Origin of the sequence: Acinetobacter sp. WCHA39 (assembly GCF_002165385.1) — a bacterium.
In the GTDB taxonomy this organism is placed as follows: domain Bacteria; phylum Pseudomonadota; class Gammaproteobacteria; order Pseudomonadales; family Moraxellaceae; genus Acinetobacter.
Genome location: NZ_NHRP01000013.1, coordinates 1 through 16411, shown reverse-complemented (window position 1 = coordinate 16411; position 16411 = coordinate 1). Strand labels below are relative to the sequence as shown.

Sequence of the window (16411 nt, the reverse complement as noted above, 5' to 3'; positions counted from 1 at the left end):
TATAAGGGGGAGTCTTATGGCGAAACACTATGTTTTGGCAATGCTCTGCATCATGGCACAGATCATGTTTAATCCTGCATGGGCAGAAGTTACCTCACCAACAACCGTGACGTCTACAACTTCTCAGGATGCCATCCAAACTTTTGTTAAATCCGACTTTACCGCTCGTCGTGCCATGTTGAATCAATGGCCAGCGAGTATTGAGCAACTGGATCAATTGGTCGCGTATATTGATCAAAATGAGTTATATACCGATAGTTCAGGTCATACTTACATTTTAAAAAACGATGAAAAATTATTAAGTTATCCGCAATTGCAAGCCATCGACACTTGGCCCTCAGATTTATCTCAAGTGACGCTGGTCAATACTTTACGTAAGGCACTGAACTTTGGACAAGCCAAAGTTAAATTGAATTCTGACGATGCAGCACAACGTTTAGCTGCGGTGGACATTTTAGAAAATAATTTAGATGAGCTCGATGTAGCAACGATCAAACAACTCTATCTCAATGAAAAAAGTGAAGCGGTTAAAGCACGTTTGGCACAACTGAAAGCACGTTTAGATTTTAATAGCTCAGATGAGTTTACTAAGATCGAAGCGACCAAAGTTTTAGGGGATTCGAATCGTCCCGATGTATTGGCGTTGATCAACCAAAGCTTAGAACAGCCACAAAGTAATCCTGCATTAAAAGCAGCTTTGCTTGAAGCACAAAATAAAATTAAAACGCGCATTCAAATCAGTGAATGGTCAGGGCATGTATTTTCAGGTCTCAGTACTGCCAGTATTTTACTTTTAGCAGCGCTTGGTCTTGCAATCACCTATGGTTTGCTTGGTGTCATCAATATGGCACATGGTGAACTCATCATGATCGGTGCTTATACCACTTACGTCATTCAAAGTTTTTTTAAAACGCACTTTGCAGGCTTGGTTGATTGGTATTTATTGGCAGCGATTCCTGCTGCATTTCTGGTGAGTGCACTGATTGGCATGTTGATTGAACGCACGGTGATTCGCCCGTTGTATGGTCGCCAACTAGAAACATTATTGGCAACCTTTGGTGTGAGCTTAATCTTGATGCAATCGGTTCGGATGATCTTTGGCGCACAGAATGTTGAGGTGTCGAATGTCGCATGGCTCAGTGGTGGTATTGCCCTGACGCCAAGCCTGATGTTGCCATATAACCGTATTGCGATTATTGGTTTTACTGTGGCGGTCTTACTGCTTCTAGTTTTCTTATTAAACAAAACCCGTTTTGGATTATTTGTTCGTGCTGTGACACAAAACCGTCAAATGGCGCGTGCCGTGGGCATTCGATCTGCACGTATCGATATGCTGGCATTTGGCTTAGGTTCAGGTTTGGCTGGATTGGCAGGTTGTGCGCTAGCACAAGTCGGCAATGTTGGCCCTGATCTCGGGCAAAACTACATTATTGATGCCTTCCTTGTTGTTGTGGTTGGCGGCGTGGGGCAAGTGTGGGGTGCGGTACTTGCAGCCTTAGGTTTAGGGATTAGCGGTACAGTTTTGGAGATTGGTTTAGGTGCGGTTTTAGCAAAAATTATTCTCTTGGTTCTTGTGATTTTGTTTATCCAAAAGCGTCCACAAGGTTTGTTTGCCATCAAAGGTCGTTTCGTGGAGTAAGCCAATGAAAATCACTTCTTTATTTGCAGATAAACCGTATAGCGCAATCGCGATTGCCATTTGTTTTGCGGTGTTACTGGCTTTGCCGTGGTTGCATTTGTTATCCCCTGATTCGGCATTTTATCTGTCAGCGTATTGGATTACGTTGATTGGCAAAATCATGTGCTTGGCTTTGGTCGCGTTGGCATTGGATTTAGTGTGGGGCTATGCGGGGATTTTAAGCTTGGGGCACGGTTTATATTTCGCCCTCGGTGGTTACGCCTTTGGCATGTATTTGATGCGCGAATCCGCAGGCGATGGCTTACCTGATTTTATGCGGTTCCTCAGTTGGACGGAACTCCCTTGGTATTGGGTGGGCACTGAGCATTTTGCTTGGGCGATGATTTTGGTTTTATCTGTGCCTGCCTTAGTTGCCTTTATTTTTGGTTTCTTTGCTTTCCGCTCCAAAATCAAGGGTGTGTATTTCTCAATTATTACCCAAGCCATGACCTTTGCAGCGGCACTCTTGTTCTTCCGCAATGAGACAGGTTTTGGTGGTAACAATGGCTTCACGGGTTTTAAAACCTTACTCGGTTTTGATATCACTTCTGCGCCGATGCGTGCCACTTTATGTTTTGTCACCGCTTTGGTTTTGATGCTGTGCTTTATCGGCTTACGTCAACTGATGAATCGTCCTTATGGTCGAGTTCTTGGCGCGATTCGTGATAGTGAAAACCGCTTGCAATATTTGGGCTATCGCACACTCTGGTACAAGCTTTCAGCATGGGTGCTATCGGCAGTGATTGCAGGTATCGCAGGGGCGTTGTATGTGCCACAGGTTGGCATTATTAACCCAAGTGAAATGAATCCAGTCAACTCGATTGAAATGGCAGTGTGGGTTGCCGCAGGTGGTCGTGGCACATTGATTGGACCGATTCTTGGTGCAGGTTTAATCAATGCTGTGAAGACTTATTTCACAGTTGCAGCACCAGAAGCATGGTTATTGATCTTAGGTGCTCTATTTATCGTGGTGACGATTTTCTTACCGAAAGGTGTGATTGGTTTATTTGACCGTTTTAAAAAGGAGAGCAATTAAATGAGTGATTTATTCGTAGACTCTGCTCAACATGGCGGTCAACTCGGCGAGGGTTATGGACGCGCCAAAACTGAGGGCGCAGACTTTAGTCATGGGATTGCCTTGTATTTAGAAAAAGTCAGTGTGTGGTTTGATTCGTTTCGCGCTCTCAATGATTTATCACTGTACATCGCTGAAGGTGAATTACGCTGCATCATTGGACCAAATGGTGCGGGTAAAACCACACTAATGGACGTGATCACAGGTAAAACTCGTCCGACTACTGGCACGGCATTTTTTGGACAAAACTATGATCTTGCCAAAATGGGCACAGAGGAAATTGCGGAAGCTGGGATTGGGCGCAAATTTCAGAAACCAACAGTATTTGAAAATTTTACAGTCATGGAGAATTTACTACTCGCTGCACCACGAGATAAGCGAGTGAAAAAGAGCTTGTTTAGCCGACTTGATCCAGAAGCACAATTGGCATTGGATGAAAGTTTAGAGCAAATCCGTTTAAAGGAATTTGTAAAAAAGCCCGCAGGATTATTGTCCCATGGTCAAAAGCAGTGGCTAGAAATCGGCATGCTATTGATGCAACGTCCGAAGCTGATTTTATTGGATGAACCTGTGGCAGGAATGACCGATGCAGAAACAGAACGCACGGCTGAACTGTGTTTGGAATTGAAAAAAAATCATACGCTTGTGGTCGTAGAACATGACATGAGCTTTATTGACACCATCAGCGAAAAAGTTACGGTATTAGCACAGGGTGCAATCTTGGCAGAAGGCACATTGGCAGAGGTACAAGCCAATGAAGATGTGATTGAAAAGTATTTGGGACGCTAGGAGACTGCCATGTTAGAAGTGAAAGAAGTTAACCAGTTTTATGGTGGCAGTCATATTCTGCGTGACGTGTCTTTATCTGCGCCTGTGGGGGAGTGCAGTGTTGTTTTAGGGCGTAATGGCGTCGGCAAAACCACTTTGCTGAAATGCTTGATGGGGATTCTCCCGATTAAATCAGGACAGATTTTGTTAGATGGTAAAGATATTGCCAAGATGTCGCCTGAACAACGGGTGCGTGCTGGCTTGGCCTATGTACCGCAAGGACGAGATATTTTTTCAACTTTGACGGTAGAGGAAAATATTTTAATTGGTATGGCGAAATTTTCAGGTGCAAAAACGCGGAAAGTACCGAGTCATCTCTACGAAATTTTTCCGGTCTTGGATGAAATGAAGCATCGCCGTGGTGGAGATTTGTCAGGTGGTCAGCAGCAGCAGCTTGCGATTGCTCGAGCGTTGGCTTCTGAGCCGAGTGTCCTGATTTTGGATGAGCCAACTGAGGGGATTCAGCCTTCGATCATCAAAGACATTGGTCGAGTGATTCGTAAATTGGCAGATCAAGGGGAAATGGCGATTGTCTTAGTCGAGCAGTTTTATGACTTTGCTGAAGAATTGGCAGATAACTATACGGTGATGGCGCGTGGTCAAGTGATTGCACATGGGCAAGGTGCAGAAATGCCTGAAAAGGGTATAAGGGAGTTGGTGGCGATTTAATAAAAGCCTCGTAAGAGGCTTTTTTATTGAGTAGTTGAAAGTTGTAGCTGCATCCAAACCAAGTCACGCCATTGTCCAAATTTTTGTCCGACTTGTGGCATATAACCTGTTTGTACAAAACCAAGCTGTTCATGTAGCACAATTGAACCCATATTTTCACTATCAATCGCAGCCACCATGATATGCATGTTTTGTTGTATCGCGAGATGGATCAGTTGTTGCATCAAAGCTTTGCCTAGACCTTGACGTGCGTAGCTTGGATCAACAAAAACAGAATGTTCGATACTCTGACGATAGCCGCTGATACTACGAAATGCAGCATAGTAGGCATAGCCAGCAACTTTATTATGGTGTTGGTCTTCAACCACAATCATTGGGAATTGCTGCTGTTGCATGTCTTGAAAACGTTGTTGATATTGTTCTAAAGCAACAGCTTGATGATTCCAGTTGGCTGTACCCGTCAGGATTTCATGATTATAAATCGTAAGAATCTGTTCCAAATCATTCAGTGTGGCAAAACGAATTTGATAAGGTGAATGCAAAGAACGCGCTACAAGCTTAAGTTTGAATGGCATGGATGAATTAATGAAAGTTCATATATTCTGAATATGCGTGATTGCAAAAAAAACAGCAAGACTAAGCTTGCTGTTTTTCAATTGATTGACTGATTAGAAGTGGTATTTAACCAAGGCGCTGACATTGTTTTCATCGCGGTTTTTCATACCAAACTTGTTATTCCAAACAGAATGTTCTACACCTAAATATAAGCGTGTTTCAGGTGAAATATGTTTGCCAACATTCCACTTATATTGTGTGGTCCAGTTGAGTTCACTTTCATGATGCTCCTTACTATCGTGGGCAGCACTTGACCAGTCAAGGAAACCATCGACCAAGAAATCTTCAGTTGATACTTTAAATGGCACTGCATAGGCAATCGTCATTTGATAGTCATCAGCAGTGTTTTCATTATTGGCACGGTAGAAGTTTACATTCGCATATTGGAAATATGGAATTGCTAAATCAAAGCCTACGCCGTACAAGAAGTTGTCAAAGTTACTGCCATTGGCACTATTGCTTTCCCATGTTGTTGAGATCAACACATCTTTGACTGGGCCGAAAGCAAGTTTTTGACCAGAAATTTCGCCTAAGCTCAAACGAGGAGAAAGTTCGAAATAGGTACTTTTGTTGTCGTCACCACCACGCATACGATCCATAAAGAAGAATACGTCGGCATATTGTACTTTTGCAGCGTATTCGACAGTTAAAGTCGTTTGTTTTTCATCGACAACTTCATAGTTCTCACCGTATAAACCAGTGAGGCTAAAATCTTGCCAAATAGGCTTTGCCTGAACGAAAGCTGCTGTAGATAACAATAAACAAGTCGCTGCAAGTTGCTTCAATTGCATTTAAAAAATCCCCCCAAAAATGGCGTGTCAAGCATACAAGGAATTAAGCAAAAATAAAGCCAAATTTGACCAGATGCTCAAAAGAATTGTATAGAACCGACCAAAAGAAAAAAGCCAATCAATTTAAAAATCTTTTTGATCAAGTTTTAATAAAAATGTCAAAAATCAGCTTGCATATTTGTTATGAAAGTCAGATATTGGAGTTATAGAAGATCTTCTTAACTACTGAAAAGCAACAGATGTGAAGCAAGGAGACCACAAGCATTTACATAATCAAAATATACAACTGCACTGAATGAATGCATGCTCAAAGCGTGCTAAATAAAAAAGTTTCGTAGAACCGTCTCACAGAAAAGAGAGGAAGATATTTATGAATATTGAAATCCGTACAGATAAAAACATTCAAGGTAGCGAACGTTTAATTAGTTATATCCGTGCAGAGCTTACACAAGAATTTCAACGTTATAGCGAACGTATTACACATTTTTCGGTTCATATTAGTGATGAAAATGGGGAAAAAACGGGAGATCATGACAAACGCTGTATGATCGAGGCTCGTCCAGCAGGCCTGAAACCTGTTGCTGTGACAAACAAGGCGGCAAATATTGATGCATCTATCCATGGTGCGATTGATAAACTAAAACGCAGCCTGGAACATTTATATGAGAAAAAAGACCATCACCGTGGTGGCTTGCCAGAATATGTTGACGTCGATGACGATGTAAAAGTTGATGATGAAGCGTAAAGATAAACGCGAAAAAAAAGTCCAGTTTTGGGCTTTTTTTTTGTGTATATCAAATTTATACATGATTTTTAGGTTGTTTTATAAAATCCTGTCGGGATATTCGGCATAATAGAAACATTAAATACATTGTGAGAATTGGTCATGTTAAGCAATCAGCAGCAGGCCTTGGTGCAAGCCATACAACAACTCGATTTAGACCAAGTGCAAGCATTACTTGCTGAAGGACTTGACCCAAACTTTATTGATCCAGAACAAGGACCACCTGTTTCAGTTCTTTGTGATGGTTTGTTTGCGTGGTGGGAAAAAATTTGTGAGGCTTATGAAGCTGGCAAGCCATTGAGTGAAGATGAAAAACAACAAGAACTTCACGTTTATCTTGCTATTTTAGACGCATTAATTCAAGCCAAAGCAAATCTACATTTGTGGGATGCCGAAGAATTTTATGGTCCGCTTTGGGACGCTGCAAGCTCGGCATGTGTCCCTGTGGTTCAATGCTTACTCGATGAAAAAGTCGATCCAAACACAAGAGATGAAGAGGGTCTAACGATTTTGTCTTCAATTAGCCAACTGTTTTTTGATTGTGATTTTGATGAAATTGATTGGTCAGAATCGCTGAAAGAAGAGCGAGAGACACTCGAATTATTGCGTCAGCATGGCGCGAAAATGTCAAAAGAGCTAACGGCATAAGTCTAGCCAACAAGATATAAAGGGGAGAACAATGAAAAAGTTTCAAGTATTAGGCTTGATTGCTGCATCAATCATGACAACTGCAACATTTGCAGCAGAATTTTCTTTTGACCGTCCAGGCTCAGGTATAGGTACGGGTATTACACCTGTAGGTCACTTGGCGTGGGAGCAAGGACTACCGAGCGTAAGCTATCAAGAAGGGACCGTCGATGGCGTAAAAGATAAAACGCTTACATTGAACGGTGACATGCTTTTACGCACAGGTTTAGCTGATGGTCTAGAACTGCAACTGGGTTGGCAAGGCCCTGTTTGGCAGCAATATAAACATGCTGGTACTAAGAAAGAAACCAATGGTTTAGGTGATGTCAGTATTGGTTTGAAAAAGGCGATTAATTTAAAAGATGATCGTTTAACAATGGCATTGTTAGCAGAAGCGATTATTGCGACTGGCAATGATGAATTCACGAATCAAGATGATATTTATAGCCTCACTTCAGCAGTTGCGTATAAGTTCAGCGATTTGGTGGGTACATCAATTACCATGCGTTATGAAGCACAAAATAGTGATTGGGCCGTGACTGCAATTCCAACCATTGATTATAAAATTGCGGGTAAATTATCTGGTTTTTCAGAGTTTGTTTATCGTAAAGCAGAAAGCCAAGACTATGAATATGGTTTAGGGACAGGTTTGGTCTATAGCTTAAATGATCGAGCTCAACTTGATGCCAGTATAGGTGTGGATTTGAATGGCGATCAAAAAAGCTATAACGGTGGTTTAGGTTTATCTGTTTTATTCTAGTCAAAATCTCCGCTAACTTTTGAAATCCTTCTGCAGGCAGAATGAGGTCTTAAGTTATCGGGAGAGTTACAGTGAGATGAACATGAAAATGTCTGTTCAGGGTGGGTACATTAGCCAATTAATGCGCTACTTTTTGGCTACTTTATTGTTGTTGTGTACGTCTTTGGTTTACGCTCAAGACAATCTATCAGCACCGTTACTGACTCCTGAACAGGCATTTGCATTTTCAGTTGAATCGACCAAAACCAATCAAGCGCGGTTACACTGGACCATTCAGCCTAATTATTATCTCTATCAACACAAATTTGAGGTTCAACAAGGCAATCAACCTGTTACGTTGAAATTACCCAAAGCAATTGAACAGTACGATGAAAACTATGGTCATAGCCAAGTTTATTATCAGCAAGCAGAGTTTGAGATTAGCACTCAAGCATCTCAACATTATCGTGTTACATGGCAGGGTTGTGCCAAAGACCGTATTTGCTATCCACCTCAAAATATTGAATTTCAAACCGATGCTGATGGGTTGGTTAGTGTCGAAAATGTCAGTTCTAATTCACAAAAACGTTTTTTAGATGTTGCTCGTTCTGCGAATAGCTTAAATGCTCAGACCGCAGAGAGGGATGAACTTACAACTGAAAAGTCTAATGATATAAAGCTGAATAATTCAGTCAATATGGCGCAAGACCAACAGTGGTCAAGCACATTGGCACAGCACTCTCTTGCTTATAGCTTGTTATTATTTCTAGGTTTAGGAATTTTATTGGCATTTACGCCGTGTTCTTTACCAATGTTGCCGATTTTGACCTCATTGATTGTTCGTGAACATAAAGGCGTTAAAGCGTGGACGATTGCACTTACTTTTGTATTTAGTATGGCAATGGTCTATGCCGTATTGGGTTTAATTGCCTCTGTGGCAGGGCTAAATTTCCAACGATGGTTACAGCAACCTGTGACATTAGTTGCATTTAGTCTATTGTTCGTTGTATTCGCTTTAAATCTGTTTGGTTTATTTGAATTGAAACTGCCACAGAAATGGGTGAATCGCCTCGACCAAATGCAGTCAGTGCAACAAGGAGGGACTTTGCTTGGTGCAAGTATCATGGGCATGATCTCCGCATTGTTAGTCGGTCCGTGTATGACTGCACCTTTAGCGGGTACATTACTCTTTATTTCACAAACGCAAAATCAGTGGCAAGGTGCTCTACTATTATTCACCTTGGGATTTGGTATGGGTATTCCATTACTGCTTGCCAGTGTTCTAGGTGCAAAGGCACTACCGAAAGCAGGGGAATGGATGCATCAAATTAAGGTTATTTTTGCCTTTTTGATGTTGGCGTTAAGTATTTATTTTATCCGTCCGTTATTACCTGAATTAGCGATTCAAATACTTAGTCTTGTATTGGGCATGGCATTTATTGGTTTCGCGATATATCGTCTGTTTGTGAAGAAAGGGCAATTACAGTGGTTATATGCATTGTTGCTGATGATCTCAGTTCCATTTTTAGCTTTTAACCAATATCAACATATTCAAAATTTAAGGGCAGTTCAGGCAGATAAATTAGCAGAGTGGCATGTCGCAACAACCGCTGCTGATTTTGAGCGGATTCTAGCCAACGCACCCAAAGATCGACAGATTGTCATTGATGTCTATGCCGACTGGTGTGTGGCTTGTCAGCCGATTGAGCATCGTGTATTAAAAGATGCAGAAGTTCAACAGGCATTATCTCATTATTATTTGATTAAACTTGATTTAAGTCATTACGATGCCTCACATCAGGCACTGCTCAATCAATGGGATATTTTAGGGCCACCAACCTATTTATTTTTAGATTCGCAACAACAAGAAATCCGTGCATTACGTTTAACGGGTGCATTTAAGAAAAGCGAGCTATTACAACAACTCACCTTGTTGAAAGGGAAATTATAATCATGTATCAATTGTTTATTGGCAATAAAAATTATTCAACTTGGTCGATGCGACCGTGGATTTTATTAAAACAACTTGGTATTCCATTTCAGGAGCATTTAATTCAATTTGATAGTTTTGAACCTAATAGCCAATTTAAAACTGAGATTTTAAAATTGAATTCAACGGGCAAAGTCCCAACACTCATGCATGATGATTTGATTATTTGGGATAGTCTGGCGATTTGTGAATATATTGCTGAACAAAATCCTGAGAAGAATGTGCTACCTCAAGATAGAAAGCAACGAGCCAGAGCACGATGCATTAGTGCAGAAATGCACAGTAGTTTTCAAAGTTTACGTAATTTGTGTCCAATGAATGTTAAGGCTGATTTGTCCCATATTGGAAAACAGCTTTGGGCTGACCACGAGCAACTAAGGAATGACGTAGCTCGAATTGATCAAATTTGGTCAGAGCGACCAAGTGAAGAGCAGTTTTTATGTGGTGAGTTTAGTCTAGCCGATGCATTTTATGCGCCTGTGGCTATGCGTTTTGAATGTTATAAATTACCCATCTCTACTTCTAGCCAAAGTTATATGCACAAGATATTGTCTTTAGCATCAGTTCAAGAGTGGATCGCAGAAGCCAAACAAGAACAGATGTTTGTACCCTTTGATGAGCCTTATCGTAATCATCGTGAAGAATATTTAAAAGACTAAACAACAGGTCAAAAATAAAGGCATCTTTGGATGCCTTTATTGGATTAATTTAAGAAAAGTTCAGTAAAAATTTTGACTTGATTTCGACCTGATGCTTTTACCGCATACAATGCTTGATCTGCCTGACTAATAATTGAGTGAGATTCATCGGCACTGAGTGTGCTGCTGATGCCAAAACTGGCACTGATAGAAAACTCTTGATGATCTTCTGAGGTAAATTTTAACTCACCAATCGCTAAGCGACAGCGCTCCGCCACATTTTGTGCTTGTGCAGGCGTAGTATTGGGCAATAATAAAATAAATTCCTCGCCCCCAAAGCGCCCAATCATATCTCGGTCACGTAAATTATTCGCCAAACATTTTGCAACATTGATCAACACTTGATCCCCAACGCTATGCCCAAAATGATCGTTAATATTTTTAAAATGATCTAAATCGAGTAATACAATCGAGTACAGTTGATTTGGTTGCTGATGTAAGCGCTCTAAGTGATTGCTAATACTGCGACGATTCATCACATTCGTGAGCGGATCTAAAAGACTGAGTACTTGAATAGCCGTTTCTCGAATTCGCCATTGTTTGAGCAGACTTTCAAATAGCAACAAACAAGCAATCAAAATTGGCAATAAGAAGAAAAACATACTGCCAACCCAAAAAGGATGCATTTGAGCTTGATTCAGGACTTCTAGCTTAAATATCGGTGCATATTGTAGGACACCATACACACTTAAAAAGTTGCAAAACAGCAGTGCGATTGTTGCTGGCACCAGTGCACAATAAATCATTTTGCGATCAAACAGAACCAGACCTACTCCCACAACACTGACATAGGCAACCATGGTTGCTGGACTAAAACTCCCAATCAGATAGCCTATATGACAGAGTAAAACAGTAACGACCTGTACGCTTAAAATCGGAATGATTTCTTGTACCCAAGATTTATCTTTATAAATAAAGCAGGGCATAATCAAACTTAAAAAGACAAAAAGCATGATTACATTGGTCCAAAGTTTAGATCGAACCAACGGTAAATTTACCCATTGCCATGTAAATGGATTTAGCAAGACAAAACTGTCCCAAATAATTCCAAATAGACTTATAAGTGAGGCTAAGATTAGCAACAAAATACATTTCTTTAACATGTTCCAATTAATTAATGGTTCATGTTCCCAGAACTGCGAGAAATTCCATTTTTCTCTGCCAACTAACCTCTTAAAATGAATCCTCATGATTGGCATGTTTCCTTATATGCAATGAGATTCCTAAGAAACGTTATTAGTGTAAATTCGTTATCAAAAATATTATTAAACGATTATTAAAATAACAATAGCACTTTTAGAATGAGAAGGAAGTCTAGCTATGTGCTTTTTAATGTAAATTAGGAGAGCAAAAATTCTTTAAAAAAGGAAGCTTAATCTAAATATTCGATCAGTTTGTTCTTATAATGACAAAAAGGAATTAAGAATGACAATGGTCAGACATAGCTGACCATTTTCTGCAAAATCATCACATTATGTTTTAATCACGATCAATTGCATGAGCAAAATCCGCAATATCTGCTAAAGCCTGTTTAGCTTCTGGAAACCAAGCATTAAACATTTGGAAGTTATGCCACATGCCTGTGTAAAGTTTAAAGTGTACTTTGACTCCAGCTTTTTCTGCTTTTTCTCTAAAGCGTTTTGAATCATCCAGTAAAATTTCTTTTGAGCCAACTTGCACCAGTGTTGGCGGTAAGCCTTTAAGATCATCAAATAGAGGTGAAACACGCGGATCATCCGCTTGTACACCATCTTTTAAGTAATGATTAATTCCTGCTTGTAAGGCTTCAATAGAGAGCAGCGCATCATGTTTTTGATTAAAGCGTAATGATTCACTGGTGAGGGTCAGGTCTAAATAGGGTGACATTAAAATTAAACCGCTTGGCATGAGGTCAGGTTGTGCTTTTAACCGTAAGCACAATGCTAAAGCGAGATTGGCACCACAAGAATCCCCCGAAATAATAATATCTTTGGGTTGGATACCTTGTACTAATAGTGCTTGATAAACGTCAAAAATCGCATCAATTGCTTCAGGGAAAGCATGTTCAGGAGCTAAAGGATAATCCACATGAACCACTTGCATTTGCGTGCGCGCAGCAATATCAGTCATGAGGGCACGATGAGTATTTAAACTCCCCAAGAAAAAAGCGCCGCCATGAATATGAAAAATAAGTTGTGTGGCAGAAACTTGTGCTTTGATTTCTTCACCACACACGCCTGCTAAGCGCAATGGTCGAATTTGTACTGTCGGATTTTGGGGGAATAGACGACAAAGTTGGTCTAATAAAGGTCGCAAAGCATTCGGGGCTAAATTAAACTGACTCGGCGTACGAATGGTCGCTTTTAGTAATGATTCAGTAAAATAATATTTCCAAACAGTACCAAATTTCATAATTTTTCCATATTGTTAGGGCAGTATATAACTAAGAGAATTTTGACTCGTGTGCCTTGCGCTGTCATTACAGCAATGTTTTGTTGTTGCTCAGGCTATACCCAATAGTCATAATCAAGAATTGCAATATTGATAGAAATTCTCAATACTCTTAGTCTTGAAAAGACCCCTTAAGGATATTACAAAAATGAAGAAAATTGCTTTAGCATTTGGATTGCTCTGTTTAACAACTTTTGCCAATGCTGCAGATGCATTAAATGGCTCAGTATGGCAAACCATTGATGATGAAACAAAACAACCAAAAGCGATCGTGAAATTTACGGAGCTGAAGGATGGCACGCTTACCGCATCTATTCAAAAATATTTAGTTCCAGGCCAAGAGAATGCATGTTCAAAATGCGAAGGAACATTTCATAATAAGACATTAAAAGGGGTAACGATTGTTCATAGCCTTAAAAATGTTGGTGGCGTAAATTATGATGGTGGTTCGATTCTCGATCCTAAGACTGGCAAAACTTATAAATTGAAAGCTGAAATCATCGAAGGTGGTAAAAAGCTTAAATTACGCGGTTATATTGGTGTAGCGGCGCTTGGTCGTAACCAAACTTGGATTCGTGCAAACTAATTACACTTTAAGCGTAAAAAAACCGAGTCCTGTGACTCGGTTTTTTATTTTATTTCTTTAAGCGGAGAGGTTTTGATAAGTCGCTTCATCAAAGCCAATGACAAAGCCTTCAGGCGTTTGTAAAACGGGACGTTTAATCAAACTCGGCTGATCAATTAAAGTTTCAATCAAATTTTCCTGATTACTTGTTGCATGAGCCTGTTCTGCTTCGGTTAATTTACGCCAAGTCGTACCTTTTTTATTTAGAACCTTATCTGCGCCAATCTCTTTTAGCCAAATTGCTAAAGTGTCGGCATCAATCCCTTGTTTTTTATAATCATGAAATTCGTAAGAAATTCCTTTTGCTTGTAGTGCATCAAAGGCTTTTTTCATCGAATTACAATTTTTAATTCCATAAATTTTAAACATACTGAAAACCATAACAACACAATGAAAGATATGCGTTAAAGCCTAACTTAAAAGGCAGGGAATGTACCAGTTGAAAATTTTTATCAAGTGAATCGATGTTATGTATTAAGCGTAGATTAAATGACTAAATCTTTCTAAGTTTTTGAACTAGATGGCTAAATACAAAGCAGAGGAAAAATATTTAATATCTAAAAAAGAGAAAACCCGCATCTAATCATCCTGATCATGCGGGTCTCATTTCAACGTCCAATGTCTCATCCTTGCAAATAAACTTAATCTAAGTTTATTTTGTCTTCCTACGGCGTCCTATCCTTTTTTGGTCATCCTGACCGCTTCCCTGTGCCGTGGTGCTATAATGCCGTTACAGCTGGTAAATAAAAATACACAAAAAACGACATAATATGTAAGCTAAAGAGACGGACAAAGTGAACAAGTGTTCACTTATTCGTGTATTTTATAATCAATAATCACAGGTGCATGGTCACTAAACCATTGTTCTTTATACACCCAAGCATTTGCAGTGCGTGCTTTCCAATCAGGAGAGCAGGCTTGATAGTCGATACGCCAACCGACATTTTTCGCACGTGCTTGACCACGATTTGACCACCATGAATACAATTCAGCTTCTTTTCGTACCTCACGGAAGGTATCTACATAGCCAAGTTCATCATAAATATGGTCGAGCCATGCACGTTCATGTGGCAAACAACCAGATGATTTCTGATTGCCTGACCAGTTTTTAATATCAATACGTTTATGCACGATATTGTAGTCACCACACACGATGATCGATTTATTTTCATCTCGCCATTGCTTGAGTATTTGGGCATATTCTTGAAGAAATAAATCTTTACGTGCTTGTGCTTCATCACCGCTTGAACCCGATGGCAAGTATAACGAAGCAATATGAACAGGGTGTGACAGTCCTAAATCAAACTCCGCCGTGATAAAACGCCCTTGCGAGTCAGCAAGTTCAAAGCCAAGTCCATTTTTCACTGTAATAAACGGCAAACGACTATAAATTGCCGTACCTGCATAGCCTGCACGTTCAGCTGGAAATAAATGCGTGTACCAACCCTCAGGTTTGAATTTATCAGTCCATTGTTCATGGGTGATGCGGCTTTCTTGCATACATACGACATCCGCATCGGACTGTTCTAACCATTCGAGTAGACCTTTGGTTACTGATGAACGTAGCCCATTTACGTTAATTGAGACCACTCGAAGAATTTTTACATCACTTGGATAGCTATCCTTTGGTATCATGCGTATGTTTAACCTCAATTGATGAATTTGGAGCACCTTATGACAACGCCTGTGTCATTTAATCCGCAAGCTTTTATTGAACTCGCATTATCACGTGGTGTGCTTAAATTTGGTGAGTTTACCTTAAAATCAGGTCGTGTCAGTCCTTATTTCTTTAACGCAGGTTTGTTAAATGATGGTGAAGCACTCTCTCTTTTAGCACAAGGCTATGCAGATAAATTGGTTCAGTGTGACAATGTCGGTGTGATTTTTGGTCCTGCGTACAAAGGTATTCCTTTTGTAGCAGCAACTGCGGTGGCCTTGTCTCAAGTCCATGGCAAGAGCGTTCCTTGGGGTTTTAACCGTAAAGAAGCCAAAGATCATGGTGAAGGAGGGGTGTTGGTTGGTGCATCGGTTGCAGGTCAAAAAGTCTGGATCATTGATGATGTGATCACTGCGGGGACTGCGATTCGTGAAGTTGTGACTATCTTAAAAAATGCTGGTGCGACGATTGCAGGGGTGTTGGTTGCGCTAGATCGTCAAGAGCGTGGTCAAAGTGAACTTTCTGCGATTCAGGAAGTACAAAAAGAACTCGAAATCCCAGTGCATGCTTTAATCACAATGAAAGATTTGATGGATTATTTGGATGCAAAAGGCGAGAAAGAAGCTTTATCAAATATGCAGGCTTATCGTGAAAAGTATGGTATCTAAGGTTTAGATATGGGAAAGGAAGCTTGAGCTTCCTTTTTTATTGAGTTTAACTCATCAATTATTGGAAATAATGATTGAAAAATAAGCATGGAACGTGAAAAATCATATTAAATCCGTTCCAGTGCGCTGAACCCTAGAACGGCTTAGACTAAGATATTGATGCAAAAGGAAAAGTTCAAGTTGTTATTCACCAATTAAAATGTCTATGCGATAAACCATTTAAAATGTCCTGTTTTTAACTGCAAGAGTCAAGAACAGGATTTAAATTCCTTTGTTCAATGATGGCTTTCTGAGCTTTACGACTCGGCATACTTTTCTTGAGACGGGAACGTTTATTCTGTTTCTCCAATTCCTCATGTTGCTGCTGGATATGGGCTAGAACCGAGCCTAATCGTTTATTCTCAACTACTTCATTCTGCTGTAGTCCAGCCAGTTTATTGAAGACACTATAGTTGATCTTCCGTCCTTCATGCATGA

At 40.1% G+C, this 16411-nt stretch carries 17 protein-coding genes and 1 pseudogene; 11 read left to right on the top strand and 7 right to left on the bottom strand.

The annotated features are described in order from the left end of the window. Positions 1-16 precede the first annotated feature (16 nt). From urtB to urtE, 4 genes are read left to right on the top strand one after another with little or no spacing between them, the layout of a single operon-like run. Positions 17-1639, top strand: coding sequence for an urea ABC transporter permease subunit UrtB (gene urtB, locus CDG56_RS08250; protein ID WP_087547565.1), 1623 nt, complete (start codon positions 17-19; stop codon positions 1637-1639). Positions 1640-1643: 4 nt separating this feature from the next. Next, positions 1644-2714, top strand: a complete 1071-nt coding sequence (urtC, locus tag CDG56_RS08245) for an urea ABC transporter permease subunit UrtC (RefSeq protein ID WP_004909990.1) — start codon at positions 1644-1646, stop codon at positions 2712-2714. After that, on the top strand, positions 2715-3542 hold the full coding sequence (urtD, locus tag CDG56_RS08240; RefSeq protein WP_087547564.1) for an urea ABC transporter ATP-binding protein UrtD: 828 nt from the start codon (positions 2715-2717) through the stop codon (positions 3540-3542). Between the two features lie 9 nt (positions 3543-3551). After that, complete coding sequence (gene urtE, locus CDG56_RS08235) at positions 3552-4250, top strand: urea ABC transporter ATP-binding subunit UrtE (RefSeq protein ID WP_087547563.1); 699 nt, start codon at positions 3552-3554, stop codon at positions 4248-4250. A 23-nt stretch (positions 4251-4273) separates the two neighbouring features. On the opposite strand, the gene CDG56_RS08230 is transcribed toward urtE, so the two are convergent. Together CDG56_RS08230 and CDG56_RS08225 are read right to left on the bottom strand one after the other, a co-directional pair. Then, entirely contained in the window at positions 4274-4825 is a 552-nt protein-coding gene (locus CDG56_RS08230; protein WP_087547562.1) for a GNAT family N-acetyltransferase, read from the bottom strand. 93 nt (positions 4826-4918) lie between these two features. After that, the gene (locus CDG56_RS08225; RefSeq protein WP_087547561.1) at positions 4919-5656 is read right to left on the bottom strand and encodes an outer membrane protein OmpK; all 738 of its coding nucleotides are present in this window, start codon (positions 5654-5656) and stop codon (positions 4919-4921) included. A 370-nt stretch (positions 5657-6026) separates the two neighbouring features. Here CDG56_RS08225 and CDG56_RS08220 point away from each other — a divergent pair, with 370 nt between their 5' ends. The 5 genes from CDG56_RS08220 (at position 6027) to CDG56_RS08200 (ending at position 10515) form a co-directional block, all read left to right on the top strand. Then, complete coding sequence (locus CDG56_RS08220) at positions 6027-6401, top strand: HPF/RaiA family ribosome-associated protein (protein ID WP_087547560.1); 375 nt, start codon at positions 6027-6029, stop codon at positions 6399-6401. A gap of 141 nt (positions 6402-6542) precedes the next feature. Further along, on the top strand, positions 6543-7088 hold the full coding sequence (locus CDG56_RS08215) for an ankyrin repeat domain-containing protein (protein WP_087547559.1): 546 nt from the start codon (positions 6543-6545) through the stop codon (positions 7086-7088). Positions 7089-7119: 31 nt separating this feature from the next. Then, complete coding sequence (locus tag CDG56_RS08210; RefSeq protein WP_087547558.1) at positions 7120-7887, top strand: transporter; 768 nt, start codon at positions 7120-7122, stop codon at positions 7885-7887. Positions 7888-7969: 82 nt separating this feature from the next. Continuing rightward, complete coding sequence (dsbD, locus tag CDG56_RS08205) at positions 7970-9817, top strand: protein-disulfide reductase DsbD (RefSeq protein WP_087547609.1); 1848 nt, start codon at positions 7970-7972, stop codon at positions 9815-9817. A gap of 2 nt (positions 9818-9819) precedes the next feature. Next, positions 9820-10515, top strand: a complete 696-nt coding sequence (locus CDG56_RS08200; protein ID WP_087547557.1) for a glutathione S-transferase family protein — start codon at positions 9820-9822, stop codon at positions 10513-10515. Between the two features lie 44 nt (positions 10516-10559). Here CDG56_RS08200 and CDG56_RS08195 read toward each other — a convergent pair whose 3' ends face one another. Both CDG56_RS08195 and CDG56_RS08190 read right to left on the bottom strand, forming a co-directional pair. Then, positions 10560-11744 (bottom strand): GGDEF domain-containing protein, encoded by a 1185-nt coding sequence (locus CDG56_RS08195; RefSeq protein ID WP_171295131.1) that lies wholly within the window; start codon positions 11742-11744, stop codon positions 10560-10562. Positions 11745-12033: 289 nt separating this feature from the next. Beyond that, the gene (locus tag CDG56_RS08190; RefSeq protein WP_087543571.1) at positions 12034-12945 is read right to left on the bottom strand and encodes an alpha/beta hydrolase; all 912 of its coding nucleotides are present in this window, start codon (positions 12943-12945) and stop codon (positions 12034-12036) included. Between the two features lie 187 nt (positions 12946-13132). Here CDG56_RS08190 and CDG56_RS08185 point away from each other — a divergent pair, with 187 nt between their 5' ends. Next, positions 13133-13570, top strand: coding sequence for a DUF2147 domain-containing protein (locus CDG56_RS08185; RefSeq protein WP_087547556.1), 438 nt, complete (start codon positions 13133-13135; stop codon positions 13568-13570). Between the two features lie 57 nt (positions 13571-13627). On the opposite strand, the gene CDG56_RS08180 is transcribed toward CDG56_RS08185, so the two are convergent. Both CDG56_RS08180 and CDG56_RS08175 read right to left on the bottom strand, forming a co-directional pair. Beyond that, positions 13628-13978, bottom strand: a complete 351-nt coding sequence (locus CDG56_RS08180) for an arsenate reductase (protein WP_087547555.1) — start codon at positions 13976-13978, stop codon at positions 13628-13630. 441 nt (positions 13979-14419) lie between these two features. Further along, positions 14420-15244: an exodeoxyribonuclease III gene (locus CDG56_RS08175; RefSeq protein WP_087547554.1), complete on the bottom strand. Its 825-nt coding sequence runs from the start codon at positions 15242-15244 to the stop codon at positions 14420-14422. 39 nt (positions 15245-15283) lie between these two features. On the opposite strand from CDG56_RS08175, the gene pyrE reads away from it, so the two are divergent. Then, a complete protein-coding gene (gene pyrE / locus CDG56_RS08170) occupies positions 15284-15934 on the top strand; it encodes an orotate phosphoribosyltransferase (protein ID WP_087547553.1) in 651 nt (216 codons plus the stop codon). 235 nt (positions 15935-16169) lie between these two features. Here pyrE and CDG56_RS08165 read toward each other — a convergent pair. Next, positions 16170-16411 (bottom strand): annotated as a pseudogene (locus CDG56_RS08165) (ISNCY family transposase); the annotation flags it as partial.

What these genes read in the sequence shown, in the direction of transcription:
- urtB (WP_087547565.1), top strand. Translation starts at nt 17, where the DNA reads ATGGCGAAACACTATGTTTTGGCAATGCTCTGCATCATGGCACAGATC.
- CDG56_RS08230 (WP_087547562.1), bottom strand. Translation starts at nt 4,825, where the DNA reads ATGCCATTCAAACTTAAGCTTGTAGCGCGTTCTTTGCATTCACCTTAT.
- CDG56_RS08200 (WP_087547557.1), top strand. Translation starts at nt 9,820, where the DNA reads ATGTATCAATTGTTTATTGGCAATAAAAATTATTCAACTTGGTCGATG.
- CDG56_RS08215 (WP_087547559.1), top strand. Translation starts at nt 6,543, where the DNA reads ATGTTAAGCAATCAGCAGCAGGCCTTGGTGCAAGCCATACAACAACTC.
- CDG56_RS08225 (WP_087547561.1), bottom strand. Translation starts at nt 5,656, where the DNA reads ATGCAATTGAAGCAACTTGCAGCGACTTGTTTATTGTTATCTACAGCA.
- CDG56_RS08175 (WP_087547554.1), bottom strand. Translation starts at nt 15,244, where the DNA reads ATGATACCAAAGGATAGCTATCCAAGTGATGTAAAAATTCTTCGAGTG.
- CDG56_RS08195 (WP_171295131.1), bottom strand. Translation starts at nt 11,744, where the DNA reads ATGAGGATTCATTTTAAGAGGTTAGTTGGCAGAGAAAAATGGAATTTC.
- CDG56_RS08210 (WP_087547558.1), top strand. Translation starts at nt 7,120, where the DNA reads ATGAAAAAGTTTCAAGTATTAGGCTTGATTGCTGCATCAATCATGACA.
- urtE (WP_087547563.1), top strand. Translation starts at nt 3,552, where the DNA reads ATGTTAGAAGTGAAAGAAGTTAACCAGTTTTATGGTGGCAGTCATATT.
- CDG56_RS08185 (WP_087547556.1), top strand. Translation starts at nt 13,133, where the DNA reads ATGAAGAAAATTGCTTTAGCATTTGGATTGCTCTGTTTAACAACTTTT.
- dsbD (WP_087547609.1), top strand. Translation starts at nt 7,970, where the DNA reads ATGAAAATGTCTGTTCAGGGTGGGTACATTAGCCAATTAATGCGCTAC.
- CDG56_RS08180 (WP_087547555.1), bottom strand. Translation starts at nt 13,978, where the DNA reads ATGTTTAAAATTTATGGAATTAAAAATTGTAATTCGATGAAAAAAGCC.
- urtD (WP_087547564.1), top strand. Translation starts at nt 2,715, where the DNA reads ATGAGTGATTTATTCGTAGACTCTGCTCAACATGGCGGTCAACTCGGC.
- CDG56_RS08220 (WP_087547560.1), top strand. Translation starts at nt 6,027, where the DNA reads ATGAATATTGAAATCCGTACAGATAAAAACATTCAAGGTAGCGAACGT.
- urtC (WP_004909990.1), top strand. Translation starts at nt 1,644, where the DNA reads ATGAAAATCACTTCTTTATTTGCAGATAAACCGTATAGCGCAATCGCG.
- CDG56_RS08190 (WP_087543571.1), bottom strand. Translation starts at nt 12,945, where the DNA reads ATGAAATTTGGTACTGTTTGGAAATATTATTTTACTGAATCATTACTA.
- pyrE (WP_087547553.1), top strand. Translation starts at nt 15,284, where the DNA reads ATGACAACGCCTGTGTCATTTAATCCGCAAGCTTTTATTGAACTCGCA.